This window comes from Streptomyces sp. NPDC079141, from assembly GCF_040686775.1.
Taxonomy (GTDB): Bacteria; Actinomycetota; Actinomycetes; order Streptomycetales; family Streptomycetaceae; genus Streptomyces.
The window spans coordinates 171,869-187,559 of the sequence record NZ_JBFBLP010000008.1; the positions used below are offsets into that span (position 1 = coordinate 171,869).

The window sequence follows — 15,691 nt, forward strand, 5'->3', positions numbered from 1 at the left end:
GTTCGTGCGGAGGGCCCCGGATCCCGAGGTGGGATCCGGGGCCTTTCGTGCGAGCTCAGGAGCACTTGACCGTGGGGTTCCACAGGCCGAACAACCCGTTGGGGTTCTCCTTGTAGATCCACGCGTGCAGTGTGTAGAAGCTGCCGTTGAGCGGCTCCGTGTAGGCCCGTGGGCCCCGGAAGGTCTGACCGAACATCGTCGGCGCGCTGGAGTGCGTGTCGGCGCTCGCGATCCACTCCACGCCGACGAGCCTGCGCCCCTGGTCGGGGGTGTCCTCGTACAGGAGGGCCGCCGGCGTCGAGGGGGTCAGTTTGTCGATGTTCTCCAAGTTGAAGTAGTGGTAGCCCATGCCGCCGTCCGGGGGCATTTCGGCGCAGGGCGTGGGCTTGAATCCGTCCGCGACGGCGAAGGGTTCGTACTGGTAGACACCGGTCGCCGCATAGGTGCCGGTGAGGTCGGCCCAGACGAGGGGGTCGGGGTCCGGGGCGGCATGCGCGGGGACGGCGGTCAGCGCGAGCGACGCGGTTATCGCGGCGGCGAAGGCGGCCTTGAGGGACCGACGGGACATGGTGTGACTCCTTGCAGCGGGGAGGCGCGGCTTGTACGGCGCGCCGTCCTTCGAGGTCGAAGAGGGTCGGGCCTCCCCCTGTCCCGTCCGAAAGAGCATGTCCCGGCCGGTGGGGCCCCTGCCAGATGACTACAGCCATTCGAATGACTACCGAACGTCATCGAGCAGCCTGTGGATAACTCCGGCGCTGTCGGTGCGGACGCCTATCGTGGACGCAGTGGTCGAGGAGCGACGGACGGGGGCACGGCGATGGGCGGGACGGGCGGGATCGGTGCAATGACAGCGGTAGCCGACAGCGAGGCGTTGGCCACGCTCCACAGGGTCTTCGGATACGAGGCCTTCCGCGGTGAGCAGGCGGCGGTCATCGAGCATGTGGTGGCCGGCGGCGACGCCGTCGTCCTCATGCCGACCGGCGGCGGCAAGTCGCTCTGCTACCAGATTCCGTCCCTGGTCAGACCCGGTACGGGCATCGTCGTCTCGCCGCTCATCGCGCTGATGCAGGACCAGGTGGACGCGCTGCGGGCGCTCGGCGTGCGTGCCGGGTTCATCAACTCCACGCAGGACTTCGACGAGCGCCGGGTGGTGGAGGCCGAGTTCCTGGCGGGGGAGCTGGACCTGCTGTACCTCGCTCCGGAGCGGCTGCGCGTCGAGGCCACGCTGGATCTGCTCTCCCGGGGCAAGATCGCGGTGTTCGCGATCGACGAGGCGCACTGTGTGTCCCAGTGGGGCCACGACTTCCGGCCCGACTATCTGTCCCTCTCGCTGCTCGGCGAGCGCTGGCCGGACGTACCGCGGATCGCGCTCACGGCGACGGCCACCCACGCGACGCACCAGGAGATCACCCAGCGGCTGAACATGCCGACGGCCCGGCACTTCGTGGCCAGCTTCGACCGGCCCAACATTCAGTATCGGATCGTGCCGAAGGCCGACCCCAAGAAGCAGCTGCTGAGCTTCCTGCGCGAGGAGCACGCCGGGGACGCGGGCATCGTGTACTGCCTCTCGCGCAACTCCGTGGAGAAGACAGCGGAGTTCCTGAGCCGCAACGGCGTCGAGGCGGTGCCGTACCACGCCGGCCTGGACTCGGGCACACGCGCGGCGCACCAGTCCCGCTTCCTGCGCGAGGACGGGCTGGTCGTGGTGGCGACCATTGCCTTCGGTATGGGCATCGACAAGCCGGACGTACGGTTCGTCGCCCACCTGGACCTGCCCAAGTCGGTGGAGGGCTACTACCAGGAGACGGGCCGGGCGGGACGTGACGGACTGCCGTCGACGGCGTGGATGGCGTACGGCCTCAATGACGTCATACAGCAGCGCAAGCTGATCCAGTCGGGGGAGGGCGACGAGGCGTTCCAGCGCCGGGCGGCCTCCCACCTGGACTCGATGCTCGCCCTGTGCGAGACGGCACAGTGCCGGCGCGGCCAGCTGCTCGCCTACTTCGGCCAGGAGCCCGAACCCACGGGCTGCGGCAACTGCGACACCTGCCTCACCCCGCCCGAGACCTGGGACGGCACCATCGCGGCGCAGAAGGTGCTGTCGACGGTGGTACGGCTGCAGCGGGAGCGGGGGCAGAAGTTCGGCGCGGTGCAGATCGTGGACATCCTGCTGGGCAAGCGCACCGGCAAGGTGATCCAGTTCGACCACGACCAGCTGTCCGTCTTCGGCATCGGCGAGGAACTGAGCGAGGGCGAATGGCGGGGCGTCGTCCGGCAGTTGCTGGCGCAGGGGCTCCTCGCGGTGGAGGGGGAGTACGGCACGCTGGTGCTCACCGAGGCGAGCGGGACGGTGCTGCGGCGGGAGCGGGAGGTGCCGCTGCGCAAGGAGCCGAAGAAGCCGGCGTCCTCGCGGTCGGCGTCGGGGTCCTCTGCCAAGGGCGAGCGCAAGGCGAAGGCCGCGGCGGCCGAGCTGCCGGCGGAGCTGGTGCCTGTCTTCGAGGCGCTGCGGGCCTGGCGGGCGGAGCAGGCGCGGGAGCAGGGAGTTCCGGCATATGTGATCTTCCACGACGCGACGCTTCGGGAAATTGCGACGGTGCGGCCGACGTCGGTGGAGCAGCTTGCCGGGGTGAGCGGGGTCGGAGAGAAGAAGCTGGTGACGTACGGGGAGGGCGTGATCGGGGTGCTCGCCTCACTGGGGGCGACGGTGTCCGAGGCGGGGGAGCGTGAGCCCGCGGGGGAGGACTGGCCGGAGATGAACGAGGAGCCGGAGCCGGACGACTGGATCTGAGGGGGCCCGGAGCCGGGGACGGGCGCGGGGTGGGCGTGGGCGCAGTCTGCGCGGCCTACGCCAGCGCCCCGACAGGGGCGCCCCGGCCTACCCCCCGCCTACGCCAACGCCGTCAACCCCGGCCCGAAAACGATCAGTAGGGGCAGCAGCGGCACCAATGCCGCCGTCGCCGTAGCCAGTGCCCGGTGTCGGCGGTCCAGTCGTGGCTGGGGTTCCAGCAGGCGGTCCACCCGCTCGCCCAGCAGTCGGTGGCTGGACGCGCAGGACAGAACCCCCCGGTGCTGATTGAGCTCGATCAGCGCCAACGCGGTGGTCAGATGGCCGCACCGGCGGGACGCCGTGTCATCGGCGGCCAGTTCGACCAGGCGGTGGGTCTGGTCGCAGAAGTGGGCGAACAGCGGAATGCGGGGGAAGCCGGTGGCCAGGGCAGTGGAGAGGTGCAGCAGCCAGTCGTGGCGGGCCCGCGCGTGGCCGCGCTCGTGGGTGAGGACGGCGTCGAGCTGGTGGTCGGTCAGGCGGTGCAGGGCGCCCGTGGTGACGATCAGCTGGGGCGGGTTGCCGGGCATCCACCAGGCGTCGGGGTACTCGTCCTCCAGCACCAGCAGCGGGCCGCGCGCGGCGGGCAGGCCGGCCGGTAGATCGGGTGCGCGTTCGCGCAGGTGGGCCCTGGCCTGGCCGCGGCTGCGGCGCGCCTCGACCAGCTCGCGGGCCAGCATCGCGGTCGTCCAGGCGGCACCGCAGGCCAGCAGCAGGGTGAAGGCGGCGGCCCAGGCCGGTGCGGTGGAGAGGTCGTACGCCGCGGTCACGGCGGGCGGTGCGGGCGCGAAGACGTGGTTGCGGACCGTGTGGAAGACGGCGGCCGCGCCCAGGACGAGCGCGGTCAGGCAGCACAGCATGACGGTGGCGACCAGGCACTGCCACACCCACAGTGCCACCACGGGCTCCCGCTCGGGCCATGCGGCCCGCGTGAGGGAACGCGGCGCCGGCACGGCGGCCGTCAGGGCGACGACGCTCAGCAGGAGCAGGCAGACGGTCATGCCACGGGCTCCGGATCCTGGTCGGAGAGGGGTCGGCTTCGGGGCGGGCTGTGCGCGGCCGGTGCGGGGTGTGGGCCGCGCGCAGGTGCCCGCCGCCAAGTATGACGGCGGCGGGCGGCGCGCGGCAGACGTCGGCGACCGGCAAGGGGCGTCCGGCACATGGTCGCCATCGGTACGCACGCCGCTCTCCGGCGAGAGGAGACCGGTTCACCCGCGTGAGTCGGCCACGAGCGTCAACTCACCTGTGGGCGTGGGTCGTTCAGCGGGGCACGGTGCGTGTCACCCGGTTACGTGCCTGTCGCCCGGTTACGTGCCTGTCACCCGGTCAGGGTCCCTGTCACCCGGTCACCACCCGCCCGCTGACCTCGCCGAGACCGACCCGGACCCCGCCCGCGCCGGGTGCCCAGGCGGACAGCGTCACCACGTCGCCGTCCTCCAGGAAGGTCCGCTTGGCGTCGGGGAGCTCCAGAGGGTCACGGCCGTTCCAGGTCAGCTCCAGCAGGGAGCCGCGTTCGCGTTCCGTCGGGCCGCTGACCGTGCCGGATCCGTAGAGGTCGCCGGTGCGCAGCGAGGCGCCGTTGACCGTCATGTGGGCCAGCTGCTGGGCGGCCGTCCAGTACATGGTGGAGAAGGGAGGCTCGGAGATCACATGGCCGTTGACCGCCACGGAGATACGCAGGTCGTAGCCGCCGGGCTCCTCGGCCGCGTCGTTCAGATAGGGCAGCAGCTCGTGCGTGCGCTGCGGCGGTGCCACGCGGGCCTCGTCGAGGGCGTCCAGCGGGGTGATCCATGCCGAGACCGACGTGGCGAAGGACTTGCCGAGGAACGGGCCGAGGGGGACGTACTCCCAGGCCTGGATGTCGCGGGCGGACCAGTCGTTGAGGAGGCACAGGCCGAAGACGTGCTCCCGGAAGGAGGCGAGCTCCACCGGCCGGCCCATCTGCGAAGGCACCCCCACGACGAAACCGACCTCGGCCTCGATGTCCAGGCGGGCGGACGGGCCGAAGACGGGTGCCGCGTCGGCAGGGGCCTTGTGCTGGCCCGAGGGCCGTACGACGTCCGTTCCCGACACGACGACCGTGCCGGAGCGGCCGTGGTAGCCGATCGGCAGGTGCTTCCAGTTCGGGGTGAGGGAGTCCGCGGCGTCGGGGCGGAACATCTGGCCGACGTTCCTTGCGTGGTTCTCGGAGGCGTAGAAGTCGACGTAGTCCGCGACCTCGAAGGGGAGGTGCAGGGTCACCGAGGACAGAGGGTGGAGGAGGTGCGCGACGGCCTCCTGGTGGGACGGCACCGTCACCCACGCGGTCAGCGCGCGGCGCACGTCGGACCAGGCCGTGCGGCCCGCGGCCAGCAGCGGGTTGAGGGTCGGCCGGGCGAGCAGGGAGGCGTACGGGGAGTCGAGCGCCAGCGCCGCCGCGCCCGCGTCGAGGACGTGGTCGCCGAGCCGTACGCCGACCCGGGGCGCGGCGTCGGAACCGGGGACGGAGAAGACACCGTACGGAAGGTTGTGCGGGCCGAAGGGGTCGCCCTCGGGGACATCAAAGGGGGGCATGGGTGCTGCCTCACTCTCGTGCGTGCCACGGGTCCGTGTCGTCGCCGCACACGTTACGGGTGGGGCGGCCGTCTTGGGCAGTGCCGAAGGAGGGGGGCCGGGGCCAGGCGCCGAAGCGCCCCGCCTGCTGCTGGCCGGGGCCAGTCATCGATACGGCCGCCCGCCGCCGCCCGCGTCAGTCGTCGAAGTGGCCCGCCTCCCGCTGCCAGGTCAGGAAGTCCTCGATCAGTTCGGGCGGGTTGGCGGCCTCCGTGGCTTCGACCTCCCAGCCGGGGCAGTACATGTCGAAGACCACGACGGGCAGCGGGCGGCCGAAGACGCGCTGGATCGGGCCGTCGGCATGCAGATGGCGGGCGAGGTCGATGCAGGCGTCGGCGAAGTGGACCTGGAGCAGTTCGCGCTTGGCGTCGGTCGCGTCCTCGTCCTCCGCCTCCCCTTCCTCCGCCTCCTCCTCTTCGTCCTCCTCGAACCACAGGCCGAGGTGCCTGACCTCGTCCTCGTACAGAGACGCGCCGACCGGGTCCTCGGGCACGTTGCCGAGCGTCTCGAAGCCGTCCAGGAGCCAGCAGGCGTAGTTCCAGCGGGCCTCGCCCGGGTCCTCCGGGTGCCGTTCCAACTCGTACTGGGTCTCCGTGTTGTAGCCGATGGCGACGTACGGGCGGCGGTCGTCGTCGTCGACGCGCCAGATGCGGAAGGACAGCGCGTATATCTCGGGCTTCAGCTCCTCCGGGAAGCGCTCCAGAATGCCGACGGCGGCATCCCGGAGATGCGTCGAGAAGGTCCTGCCCTGTTCCGTCATGCCACTTGCCCCTCTTCCGTCAGCACAGTGCTCCCATCTCACCACCGATGGGAGGGAAAAGCTGATCGTGACAGGGGAGTTGGGAGCGGCGGGAGGGGCGGCGGAGGACGCCGTGGTCGTCCGGTTCGCGCTGAGTCGCAGGGGCGTCCTGTCCGTATTCTCTGATCATGGCCGCACCCATCGCATATTCACTCATCGCCACCGATCTGGACGGAACGCTGCTCCGAGGCGACGACACGCTCTCCGACCGGTCGCTCGGCGCGCTCGCGCGGGTGGCGGCGGCCGGTGCCCGGCATTTGGTGGTGACGGGTCGGCCGGCGCCGAGAGTACGGCCGTTGCTGGACGACCTCGGCAGCACGGGGCTCGCGGTGTGCGGGCAGGGCGCGCAGGTGTACGACGCCGGCGCGGACCGGCTGCTGTGGTCCGTCACCCTGGACCGGGAGCTGGCCGAAACCGCGCTCGGCAAGATCGAGGCCGAGGTCGGGCAGGTGTACGCGGCGGTCGACCAGGACGGAGTCGACGGGCTCACGCTCATCGAGCCCGGCTATCTGATGCCGCACCCCACGCTGCCCGCGGTACGGGTGGGGCGCCGTGACGACCTGTGGTGCGAGCCGATCAGCAAGGTGCTGCTGCGCCATCCCGACCTGTCCGACGACCAGTTGGCGGCGACGGCGCGTTCGGTGGTCGGTTCCCTCGCGACCGTCACCATGTCCGGCCCCGGGACCGTCGAACTTCAGCCATGCGGCATCACCAAGGCGACGGGGCTCGCGCTGGCCGCCGAGTATCTGGGGCTCGGCCCGGACCGGACGATCGCCTTCGGCGACATGCCCAACGACATCCCGATGTTCGACTGGGCGGCCCACGGCGTCGCCATGGCCAACGCCCACCCCGAACTCAAGGCGGTCGCCGACGAGGTCACGCTGTCGAACGAGGACGACGGCATCGCCGTCGTCCTCGAAAGACTCTTTCCCCAGGCCTGGGACAGGCCTTAGTAGGCGCCCCACACGTTGTCGATCGAGCCGTACCGCTGGGCGGCGTAGTTGCAGGCGGCGGTGATGTTCGCGACCGGGTCGTAGGGGTCGTAGGACGTGCCGGACACGTGGTACGCCTGGAAGGTCGGGTCGATGACCTGGAGCAGGCCCTTGGACGGGGTGCCCGCGGCGGCGTTGGAGTCCCAGTTGTTGATCGCGTACTGGTTGCCGGAGGACTCCCGCATGACGTTGCGGTAGATGCCGTCGTACGTGCCGGGGATCCCGTTCTGGGCCATGACCTGGAGGGATGCCCGGATCCAGCCGTCGAGGTTGTTGGCGTACCCCAGCGAGGCGGCGGTGGTGACGGTCGGGGTGGCCGCGGAGGCGCTGGTCGCGCCGATGAAGGGCAGCGCGAGCACGGCGGCTCCGGTGCCGAGGACGGCGAGCTTACGGGCGACGCGGCTGGTGCGACGGTGCTGAGCGGCAGCAGGCATGGCGAAGTTCCTCTCCGTCGCCTGCGAGGTGAGCTGTCGGGTTCGGGCGGGAGCTGCCCGGCCGCGCACATGAAGGGCGCGACTTCACCCCAAGCCGTACCGGTGTGTCCGAAGACGCCCGGTCCGGCGACTTACCTGGGTCCCCCGCTCCTGCCGTACGAAGATCTCGGTGGAGCCGGGCGGCGGCAGGATTCGGCGTCCGCCCGACAGGCCGGGAACGTATGCGAGAGCACATGTCCGGAACAAGTACCGGATTCACATATCGAGCGGTTTGATCTTTGCGCAACGGATGCGTGGTGGTTGAACCTTTGCGGTCGCCAAGCCTCAACTGACGGCCCGCAAAGGGTCGTACGGCGAAGCCTGTGTGACGCCTGTGCGGGTGCGGGCGTGAGTCAACTCACGCGCATGCGGAAGCATCCCGAATCGGGCAAAAAGGCTATTCGTCCCCTAAGTGGCAGTCAGCCCGCCGTCCGTGGAATCCGCTTCTCCCACGTCCGGTGGAAGACCACCTCTCCGCCCTCCGTGCAGATCACCTCGCTGGAGGTGACGAAGTCCGTCGCCTCGCAGGTGAGCTCCGAACGGGTCCGGACGGTCGTGTCCCACGCGAGTTCCGGGCGGTGCAGCCGGATCGACCACTCCGAGCGGGCCCGGGCGGACAGGGGATCGGAGCCGCGGATCGTGTACGTCTCCAGCGCGTCCTCGGTGAACTCAAGACCGTCCGGGTACACGCGCGTGCCGCCGTTGCGCGGGTCGACCTCCAGCCGCCACTCGTCCTTGGCCACGTCACGCACGACCAGCCGCTCGGGGCGCGGTTCGTCCAGGGTGATCGGGTAGTTCACGCCGATGGGCTCGGCCTGTTCCGGCTCCTCGAATGCCACGCTCGAAGAGGCCTCACGCGCGCGTACCGGCAGTTCCAGGAAGCTGCCCGCGGGGTCCAGGGTGAAGCCCGCCGCCGACTCCGGCTGCGGCCAGATCCACGGCCAGTACGCCGAGGACACCGCGAGCCGGATGCGGTGGCCGGCCGGGAAGGCATGGCCGATGCCGTTCAGCTCGAAGGAGACGTCCTGAGTGGCGCCCGGCTCCCACGGCACCGCCCGGTCGCGGCCGAGGCGGGCGGAGAGGTTCAGCACCCCGCGCGTGACCAGCGTCGAGGAGCCGTCGGGGGCCACGTCGCACACCCGGGCGATCACCTGCCCGCGCGGCACCTCCGAGGTCAGCCGCAGCCGCACCCGCGGTCTGCCCAGCGCCCAGGTCTCCTGGCCCACCGCGAACTCGAAGCAGGCCGAGCGCGCGTCCTCCTCCCGCTGGTCGGGCGGCAGATCGGCGTCGTTCCCGGACGGCAGGAAGCGACCGGCGTCGAGGCCGGTCTGCATCGGCGAGCGGACGAGCGCGGGGGCGCCCTGGAGGGCGTACGTCACGGTCCGCACGTTCGGGGAGGGCCAGGCGGGCTCGCCGACCCAGCGGCCCGGCAGGGTGTCGTAGACCGTGGCCGGCGGGTGGGAGTCGCTGACGTAGGAGCGCAGGAGGGGTTCCCGCATCGCCCCGGTGTCGGTGCCCTTCAGCCAGTGGTCCCACCAGCGCAGGGTCTCCTGGAGGAAGCCGATCGCCGGGCCGGGCGGCAGGCCGCGGTCGGGGTACTGGTGCGACCAGGGCCCGATCAGGCCGCGCACCCGGTCGGCGGGCAGGTGTTCGACGAGCCGGAGCACCGTGTCGCGGTACGGGTCGTGCCAGCCGCCCACCGCCAGGACGGCCGCGTCGATCGCGCCGTAGTCCTCGCGGACGCTGCCGTGCCGCCAGTAGTCGTCCCGGGTCTGGTGGCCGAGCCAGGTGTGCAGGAACGGTTCGAGCGTCTCCAGGCGCTTGAGCCACATGTCGCGCCAGCTCCCGCCGACGTACCTCGGGTCGGGCGGCCGGGAGGCGAAGGCCAGCAGGGTGGCGGCCCACGCGTGCATGTCCACCCCTAGGACGGAACCTCCCAGGTAGTGCGCGTCGTTGTCATAGCGATCGTCGCCGGAGCAGACCGTGACGATCGCCTTGAGGGGCTCGGGCGCCAGAGCCGCGATCCGGAGGGAGGTGAAGCCGCCCCAGGAGATGCCGAACATGCCGACGCCGCCGTCGCACCACGGCTGCGCGGCCAGCCAGTTCACCACCTCGACCCCGTCGGACAGCTCCGTCGCCGAGTGCTCGTCCGTCGGGATGCCCTCGCTGTTGCCGTGCCCCCGGACGTCCACCCGGACGGAGGCGTAGCCGTGGCCGGCGTACCAGGGGTGGCGCTGGAAGTCGCGCGGAGCGGTCGAGTCGGTCAGGCGGTGCGGGAGGTATTCCAGGAGCGCCGGTACGGGCTCGTCCGTCAGCGGGCGCCACACGCGCGCGTACAGCAGGGTGCCGTCGGCGAGCGGGATCCAGAGGTCGTCGTGAGTGGTCTCGAAGGGGAAGGACGTACGGATGCGCATCGGTGTGATCCCGTCTTCACATCGACTGCGGTTTGAGACACGCTCCACTATCTCCACGTAAGTCGATAGATGTCCGTTCTTATCAGGTGATCAAAAACATAACCGGCGTGATCCGATACCGCCCGCGGTGGACGGGTGGGCGGCAGCGGTGATCGAAACGTGACCGGATACGCTGACTTGAGTGATGGCAGCGACCTATCGACAAACCGCGTAACCGCCGGTAGACACCAGCAGACAGGAGACCCCTCGTGACCGTCGTCGGGCCGTTCGGGCTGAGCGTGCGGGACCAGGCTCTGGAAGCCGATGTCCAGGCCGGATTGGCGGCCGTCGAGGAGGGTTTGCTCGAAGCCACCAAGAGCGAGGTCCCCTTCATCACCGAGGCTGCCCAGCATCTCGTGCGCGCGGGCGGGAAGCGGTTCCGTCCGCTGCTCGTGATGCTCACCGCACAGTTTGGTGACCCGTACGCGCCGGGGGTCGTCCCCTCGGCGGTGGTGGTGGAGCTGACCCATCTGGCGACGCTGTACCACGACGACGTCATGGACGAGGCCGAGGTGCGGCGCGGCGTGGCCAGCGCCAACACCCGCTGGGGCAACTCGGTCGCGGTCCTCACCGGCGACTTCCTGTTCGCGCGCGCCTCGCACATCCTCGCCGACCTCGGTCCCGAGGCGGTCCGGGTGCAGGCCGAGGCGTTCGAGCGCCTGGTCACCGGGCAGATCCTGGAGACGGCGGGTCCGCAGGACGGCCGGGACCCGGTCGAGCACTACCTCGATGTGCTGGCCGGCAAGACGGGCTCACTGGTGGCGGTGTCGTGCCGGTTCGGCGCGATGATGTCGGGCGCCGACGAGACGGTCGTGGACGTGCTCACGCAGTACGGCGAGCGGCTCGGGGTCGCGTTCCAGCTCGCGGACGACGTGCTGGACATCGCGTCCGACTCGCGCGAGTCCGGGAAGACGCCCGGTACGGATCTGCGCGAGGGGATTCCCACGCTGCCGGTGCTGCGGCTGCGGGAGCGGGCGGAGCGGCTGGGCCTTGCCGAGGACATCGCCCTGTGCGAGCTGCTGGACTCCGATCTGACCGACGATGTGCGGCACGCGGAGGCGCTGGCCGCGCTGCGGGTGCATCCCGCGCTGGAGCAGGCCCGGCGGGACACCGTGCGGTATGCGGAGGACGCGCGGGCGGCGCTTGCGCCGCTGCCGGAGTGCGATGCCAAGGCGTCGCTGATGGAGCTGTGCGACGCGGTGGTGCATCGGGCGGGTTAGCCCTCTGCGGTTTGTGTGCAGTTCCCCCTGCCCCTGACCGCATCGCCGTGACCCGCATCACATTGCTGGACTGAGTTCAATCTCAGATCAACCCCGTATTCATGCCCAGAAGCCGACGCAGGGGGCGTCGGCCGGCAAACGGGGAGAAAACTTCATGCGCAAGAGTCTGATCGTCGCCGCCGTCGCCGTGGCCGCCGCCGTCGTTCCCACCTCGGCCTCGGCCACCGAGGACGGCGCCGTCGTTCTTGCGGCAAGCCTGCGCGGCGCCAACGAGGTGGGCGTCGTCGGAGACCAGGACGGTGCCGCGCTCCAGTTCGTGAAGGTCCACGGCGACCAGGTGTCCGTCGCCGTCAAGTGGCGCGGCACCGACCGGCCCACCGCGCTCCACCTCCACCAGGGCGCCAAGGGCACCAACGGCGGCGTCAAGGTCGACTTCACGAAACTGCTCACGGACAGCAAGGACGGCAAGAGCAGGAGCGTCACCGGCACGGTCGAGGTGAGCGACCCCGAGCTGCTCAACTCGCTGAAGACCGACCCCGGTTCGTTCTACGCCAACCTGCACACCGCCGAGTTCCCGGGCGGAGCCCTCCGGGGCCAGCTCCACAAGGTCACCGTCGCCGCCTTCGACTTCCACGACGCACTCGACAACTTCCAGGCGTCCGTCATCAAGGGCAAGCAGATCTACGAGTGCAAGCCGACCGCGGACGGCGGCACCGCCTTCGCCCAGCGGGACGTCAGTGCCCTGCTCGCCGGCCGTATCGCGCACTCCTTCGTCGCGCCCAACTCCGGTACGCCGCAGTGGATCGCGCCCGACGGCAGCGCGGTCACCGGATCGGTGATCAGCAGGACGCCCAACGGGGACGGGAACATCCCCGAACTGGACCTGAAGGCCACGCAGTCCGGCAAGCACCACGGTCTGCTCGCCGGTACGACCGAGATCCTCCGGCTGAACACCGTCGGCGGTGTCGCCCCGGCCGGATCCTGCGAACCGGGTGCGATCGTCGGCGTGCCGTACCGGGCGGACTATGTGTTCCTGCAGGGCTGAGAGTCCGCAGTCAGGGCGGCGTTTCCCGTACGACCCCTACGGGTCGGGGGAGGCGCCGCCCTCTCACGTCATACCCCAGGTGTACACGGAGTTGAGCCCGCGGTCTGACGCTTCCCTCCGGTCGATTTGGTCAGATGGAAACCACGGAAAACACCACTCCTCACCGATTCGGGTGAGAATGGCGGCTACGGGTGGACGCACGGGAGTTGAAAGCCGCCGCCGACACGGAGGTAGGGCACACATGGCACCGTACGAATCCGACGACAGCACGACCGGCGAGGCCGACGACCTGCGCGCCGGGCGGCGCAAGGCCGCGCGGTACGTCGTTCCGGTCGCGGTGGTGGGGGTGGCGGCGGCGACCATCGGGCTCGTTCCCGCGCTCGCCGACTCCGGCGACCCCGACCTGCCCGAGATCAGCGCGCAGCAACTCATCGAGAAGATCGCCGAGTCCGACGTACAGCAGCTGTCCGGCACGGTGAAGATCAGCACCGATCTGGGCCTGCCCGACCTCGGCGGGCTGGAGAGCTCGCTGGCCTCGGGGGCCATGGAGTCCGGTGAGGGCTCGTCCGCCGACCCGTCCACGAAGCTCACCGAACTGGCGACCGGCACGCACACCCTGCGCGTCGCCGTGGACGGCCCGGACCGGCAGAAGCTCTCTCTGATGGAGAACGCCGCCGAGTACAGCCTCATCCACAACGGCAAGGACGTCTGGGGCTACGACAGCAAGTCGAACGAGGTCTTCCACGGCACCGCCGCCGAGAGTGAGCACAAGGAGAAGGAGGTCCCGGCCACGCCGAAGGACCTCACCGAGGAGGCTCTGAAGTCGGTCGACGACACCACCTCCGTCACGGTCGACGGCACCGCACAGGTCGCCGGCCGGGACGCCTACCGGCTGCTCATCAAGCCGAAGCAGGACGACACCACGGTCGGCGCCATCACCGTGGCCGTGGACGCCAAGACCGGGCTGCCGCTGAAGTTCACGCTGACCCCGGCGAGCGGCGGCGCCGCCGTGGTCGACGCGGGCTTCACCAGGATCAGCTTCGCCGAGCCGGCCGCGTCGACCTTCGACTTCACCCCGCCGAAGGGCGCGAAGGTCACCGAAGAGGGCGAGGTCGCCCAGGAGGAGCACTCCGGGGCACCCCAGGCCCCCGAGGGTGAACCGAAGGTCATCGGCGAGGGCTGGAACTCCATCGCCGTCCTCGACACCGGCGGCGAGGGCATGCCCTCCGGCTCCGAGGTCGGCGGCGACATCGGTGGCTTCCTGGACTCGCTCGGCGACAAGGTGACGGGCAAGTTCGGCGAGGGCACGGTCTTCAAGACCCGCCTGGTCAACGCCCTGATCACCGACGACGGAACGGTCTACGTCGGCGCGGTCACCAAGGACGCGCTCGTCAAGGCCGCCAACGCCGGGTAATAAGGCACACATGAGCGACACGTCCGCCACGGAGCCGGAGCCGGAGCAGCACCCCGCGGGTGACGGCGTCATCGTCACCCGCGCGCTCACCAAGCGCTACCGCGGCGGGCAACTCGCCGTCGACGGCCTGGACCTGACCGTCCCGACGGGCAGTGTCTTCGGCTTCCTCGGCCCCAACGGCTCCGGCAAGACCACCACCATCCGCATGCTGATGGGGCTCATCGAGCCCACCTCCGGCACGGCGCGGGTGCTCGGGCAGCCCATGCCCCGCGCCACCCGCGCCGTCCTGCCGCACGTCGGGGCCCTCATCGAGGGCCCCGCGCTCTACGGCTTCCTCTCCGGCCGCGACAACCTGCTGCGCTACGACGCCGCCGACCCGACCGCCGATCCCCGCACCCGGCACACCCGCGTCGCGGCGGCGCTGGACCGGGTGGGCCTGACGGCGGCCGCGGCCAAGAAGGCCAGGGCGTACTCGCTGGGCATGAAGCAGCGGCTGGGGCTCGCCGCGGCGCTCCTCCAGCCGCGCCGGCTCCTCGTCCTCGACGAGCCGACCAACGGCCTCGACCCGCAGGGCATGCGCGAGATACGCACGCTGATCCGGGAGCTGGCCTCCGACGGCACGACCGTCTTCCTCTCCTCGCACCTCCTCGACGAGATCGAGCAGGTGTGCACGCACGCGGCCGTGATGGCCCAGGGCCGGCTCATCACCCAGGGCGCGGTGACGGACCTGGCGGCGGGCGCGCGGGGCCGGCTGGTCGTGACGACGCCGGACACGGCGGACGCGGCCCGGGTGCTGAAGGAGCAGGGGGCGGCCGACATCGTCGTCACGGAGGACCGGGTGACCGCGGAGCCGCCCGAGCGCGATCTCGCCGAGGTGAACGCCGCGCTCGTGACGGCGGGCGTCCGCGTGCGCGGCTTCGGCGTCGAACGGGCTTCCCTGGAGGACGCGTTCGTGGCACTGACCGGAGAGGGCTTCGATGTCGCAGGCTGAACTCACCCGCACGGCGGCGCAGCCCGAACCCGCCCGCGCGGTGAGCCCGTTGTGGACCTTCGGGCTGCTGCGCAGCGAGCTGGTCACGACCTTCCGGCGCTGGCGGACCCTCGCGCTGCTGGCCGTACTGGCCGCCGTGCCGGTCCTGGTCGGGATCGCCGTGAAGATCGAGACCGGCGACGGCGGCTCGGTCGACGGCGGCGGCGGTGAGGGCCCCGCGTTCATCTCGCAGATCACCAACAACGGCCTGTTCCTGGTGTTCACCGCGCTGGCCGCGACCCTGCCGTTCTTCCTGCCGATGGCGATCGGCGTCGTCGCGGGCGACGCCATCGCGGGCGAGGCGAACGCGGGCACCCTGCGCTATCTGCTGGTGGCCCCGGCCGGCCGCACCCGGCTGCTGCTCACCAAGTACGCGACCACGATGGCGTTCTGCCTGCTGGCCACCCTCGTGGTCGCGGTCTCGGCGCTGGCGGTCGGCGCGCTGCTCTTCCCGCTGGGCGAACTGACGACGATCTCCGGCACCCGGATCAGCTTCGCCGAGGGACTCGGCCGCGCCCTGCTGATCGCACTGGTCGTTGCCGCGTCCCTGACCGGTGTCGCGGCCCTGGGCCTGTTCATCTCCACGCTGACCAACAGCGGCATCGCGGCGATGGCGACGACCGTGGGCCTGCTGATCACCGTCCAGATCCTCGACCAGATCCCCCAGCTCGACGCCCTCCAGCCGTACTTCTTCTCCCACTACTGGCTGTCCTTCGCCGACCTGATGCGCGACCCGGTGTACTGGGACGACCTGGTCAAGAACCTCGGTCTGCAGGGCCTCTACGCGGCCGTGTTCGGCAGCGCGGCCTGGGCGCGCTTCACGACGAAGGACATCACGGCGTAGAGCTG

Annotated in this window: 13 protein-coding genes and 1 riboswitch; of the genes, 7 read left to right on the forward strand and 6 right to left on the reverse strand. The window is 70.7% G+C overall.

Annotated elements, in window-relative coordinates; all coding sequences use genetic code 11:
• Window positions 1–55: 55 nt before the first annotated feature.
• Complete coding sequence (locus tag AB0Q90_RS22870; protein WP_363159266.1) at window positions 56–568, reverse strand: hypothetical protein; 513 nt, start codon at window positions 566–568, stop codon at window positions 56–58.
• Window positions 569–817: 249 nt separating this feature from the next.
• Between AB0Q90_RS22870 and recQ the strand changes: the two genes are divergently transcribed.
• Window positions 818–2,788 carry a DNA helicase RecQ gene (gene recQ / locus AB0Q90_RS22875; RefSeq protein ID WP_363159265.1) on the forward strand — a complete coding sequence of 657 codons (1,971 nt, stop codon included), beginning with the start codon at window positions 818–820 and terminating at the stop codon, window positions 2,786–2,788.
• A 98-nt stretch (window positions 2,789–2,886) separates the two neighbouring features.
• Here recQ and AB0Q90_RS22880 read toward each other — a convergent pair whose 3' ends face one another.
• The 3 genes from AB0Q90_RS22880 to AB0Q90_RS22890 all read right to left on the reverse strand — a co-directional run bounded on the left by AB0Q90_RS22880 (window position 2,887) and on the right by AB0Q90_RS22890 (window position 6,176).
• Window positions 2,887–3,825, reverse strand: a complete 939-nt coding sequence (locus tag AB0Q90_RS22880; RefSeq protein WP_363159264.1) for a M56 family metallopeptidase — start codon at window positions 3,823–3,825, stop codon at window positions 2,887–2,889.
• Window positions 3,826–4,162: 337 nt separating this feature from the next.
• On the reverse strand, window positions 4,163–5,377 hold the full coding sequence (fahA, locus tag AB0Q90_RS22885; protein WP_363159263.1) for a fumarylacetoacetase: 1,215 nt from the start codon (window positions 5,375–5,377) through the stop codon (window positions 4,163–4,165).
• Window positions 5,378–5,552: 175 nt separating this feature from the next.
• Window positions 5,553–6,176 carry a hypothetical protein gene (locus tag AB0Q90_RS22890; RefSeq protein ID WP_363159262.1) on the reverse strand — a complete coding sequence of 208 codons (624 nt, stop codon included), beginning with the start codon at window positions 6,174–6,176 and terminating at the stop codon, window positions 5,553–5,555.
• Window positions 6,177–6,343: 167 nt separating this feature from the next.
• Here AB0Q90_RS22890 and AB0Q90_RS22895 point away from each other — a divergent pair, with 167 nt between their 5' ends.
• The gene (locus tag AB0Q90_RS22895) at window positions 6,344–7,168 is read left to right on the forward strand and encodes an HAD family hydrolase (protein ID WP_363159261.1); all 825 of its coding nucleotides are present in this window, start codon (window positions 6,344–6,346) and stop codon (window positions 7,166–7,168) included.
• On the opposite strand, the gene AB0Q90_RS22900 is transcribed toward AB0Q90_RS22895, so the two are convergent.
• Window positions 7,165–7,641 carry a transglycosylase SLT domain-containing protein gene (locus AB0Q90_RS22900; RefSeq protein WP_363159260.1) on the reverse strand — a complete coding sequence of 159 codons (477 nt, stop codon included), beginning with the start codon at window positions 7,639–7,641 and terminating at the stop codon, window positions 7,165–7,167. The two genes, AB0Q90_RS22895 and AB0Q90_RS22900, sit on opposite strands and share 4 nt — an antisense overlap.
• A 5-nt stretch (window positions 7,642–7,646) precedes the next feature.
• Window positions 7,647–7,849: riboswitch (cyclic di-AMP (ydaO/yuaA leader) on the reverse strand.
• A gap of 250 nt (window positions 7,850–8,099) precedes the next feature.
• Window positions 8,100–10,094 (reverse strand): CocE/NonD family hydrolase, encoded by a 1,995-nt coding sequence (locus tag AB0Q90_RS22905; protein WP_363159259.1) that lies wholly within the window; start codon window positions 10,092–10,094, stop codon window positions 8,100–8,102.
• A 248-nt stretch (window positions 10,095–10,342) separates the two neighbouring features.
• Here AB0Q90_RS22905 and AB0Q90_RS22910 point away from each other — a divergent pair, with 248 nt between their 5' ends.
• The 5 genes from AB0Q90_RS22910 (at window position 10,343) to AB0Q90_RS22930 (ending at window position 15,686) form a co-directional block, all read left to right on the forward strand.
• Window positions 10,343–11,353 carry a polyprenyl synthetase family protein gene (locus tag AB0Q90_RS22910; RefSeq protein ID WP_363159258.1) on the forward strand — a complete coding sequence of 337 codons (1,011 nt, stop codon included), beginning with the start codon at window positions 10,343–10,345 and terminating at the stop codon, window positions 11,351–11,353.
• Window positions 11,354–11,507: 154 nt separating this feature from the next.
• Window positions 11,508–12,398, forward strand: a complete 891-nt coding sequence (locus AB0Q90_RS22915) for a CHRD domain-containing protein (RefSeq protein ID WP_363159257.1) — start codon at window positions 11,508–11,510, stop codon at window positions 12,396–12,398.
• 241 nt (window positions 12,399–12,639) lie between these two features.
• On the forward strand, window positions 12,640–13,812 hold the full coding sequence (locus AB0Q90_RS22920) for a sigma-E factor regulatory protein RseB domain-containing protein (protein ID WP_363159256.1): 1,173 nt from the start codon (window positions 12,640–12,642) through the stop codon (window positions 13,810–13,812).
• A 10-nt stretch (window positions 13,813–13,822) separates the two neighbouring features.
• Window positions 13,823–14,803: an ABC transporter ATP-binding protein gene (locus AB0Q90_RS22925; RefSeq protein WP_363159255.1), complete on the forward strand. Its 981-nt coding sequence runs from the start codon at window positions 13,823–13,825 to the stop codon at window positions 14,801–14,803.
• Window positions 14,790–15,686, forward strand: a complete 897-nt coding sequence (locus AB0Q90_RS22930) for an ABC transporter permease (RefSeq protein WP_363159254.1) — start codon at window positions 14,790–14,792, stop codon at window positions 15,684–15,686. Before AB0Q90_RS22925 ends, AB0Q90_RS22930 begins: the two co-directional genes overlap by 14 nt.
• Window positions 15,687–15,691: the final 5 nt, after the last annotated feature.

Coding starts and splice junctions, on each gene's coding strand:
- AB0Q90_RS22870 (WP_363159266.1), bottom strand. CDS start 568: ATGTCCCGTCGGTCCCTCAAGGCCGCCTTCGCCGCCGCGATAACCGCG.
- AB0Q90_RS22915 (WP_363159257.1), top strand. CDS start 11,508: ATGCGCAAGAGTCTGATCGTCGCCGCCGTCGCCGTGGCCGCCGCCGTC.
- AB0Q90_RS22920 (WP_363159256.1), top strand. CDS start 12,640: ATGGCACCGTACGAATCCGACGACAGCACGACCGGCGAGGCCGACGAC.
- recQ (WP_363159265.1), top strand. CDS start 818: ATGGGCGGGACGGGCGGGATCGGTGCAATGACAGCGGTAGCCGACAGC.
- fahA (WP_363159263.1), bottom strand. CDS start 5,377: ATGCCCCCCTTTGATGTCCCCGAGGGCGACCCCTTCGGCCCGCACAAC.
- AB0Q90_RS22880 (WP_363159264.1), bottom strand. CDS start 3,825: ATGACCGTCTGCCTGCTCCTGCTGAGCGTCGTCGCCCTGACGGCCGCC.
- AB0Q90_RS22895 (WP_363159261.1), top strand. CDS start 6,344: ATGGCCGCACCCATCGCATATTCACTCATCGCCACCGATCTGGACGGA.
- AB0Q90_RS22925 (WP_363159255.1), top strand. CDS start 13,823: ATGAGCGACACGTCCGCCACGGAGCCGGAGCCGGAGCAGCACCCCGCG.
- AB0Q90_RS22900 (WP_363159260.1), bottom strand. CDS start 7,641: ATGCCTGCTGCCGCTCAGCACCGTCGCACCAGCCGCGTCGCCCGTAAG.
- AB0Q90_RS22930 (WP_363159254.1), top strand. CDS start 14,790: ATGTCGCAGGCTGAACTCACCCGCACGGCGGCGCAGCCCGAACCCGCC.
- AB0Q90_RS22905 (WP_363159259.1), bottom strand. CDS start 10,094: ATGCGCATCCGTACGTCCTTCCCCTTCGAGACCACTCACGACGACCTC.
- AB0Q90_RS22890 (WP_363159262.1), bottom strand. CDS start 6,176: ATGACGGAACAGGGCAGGACCTTCTCGACGCATCTCCGGGATGCCGCC.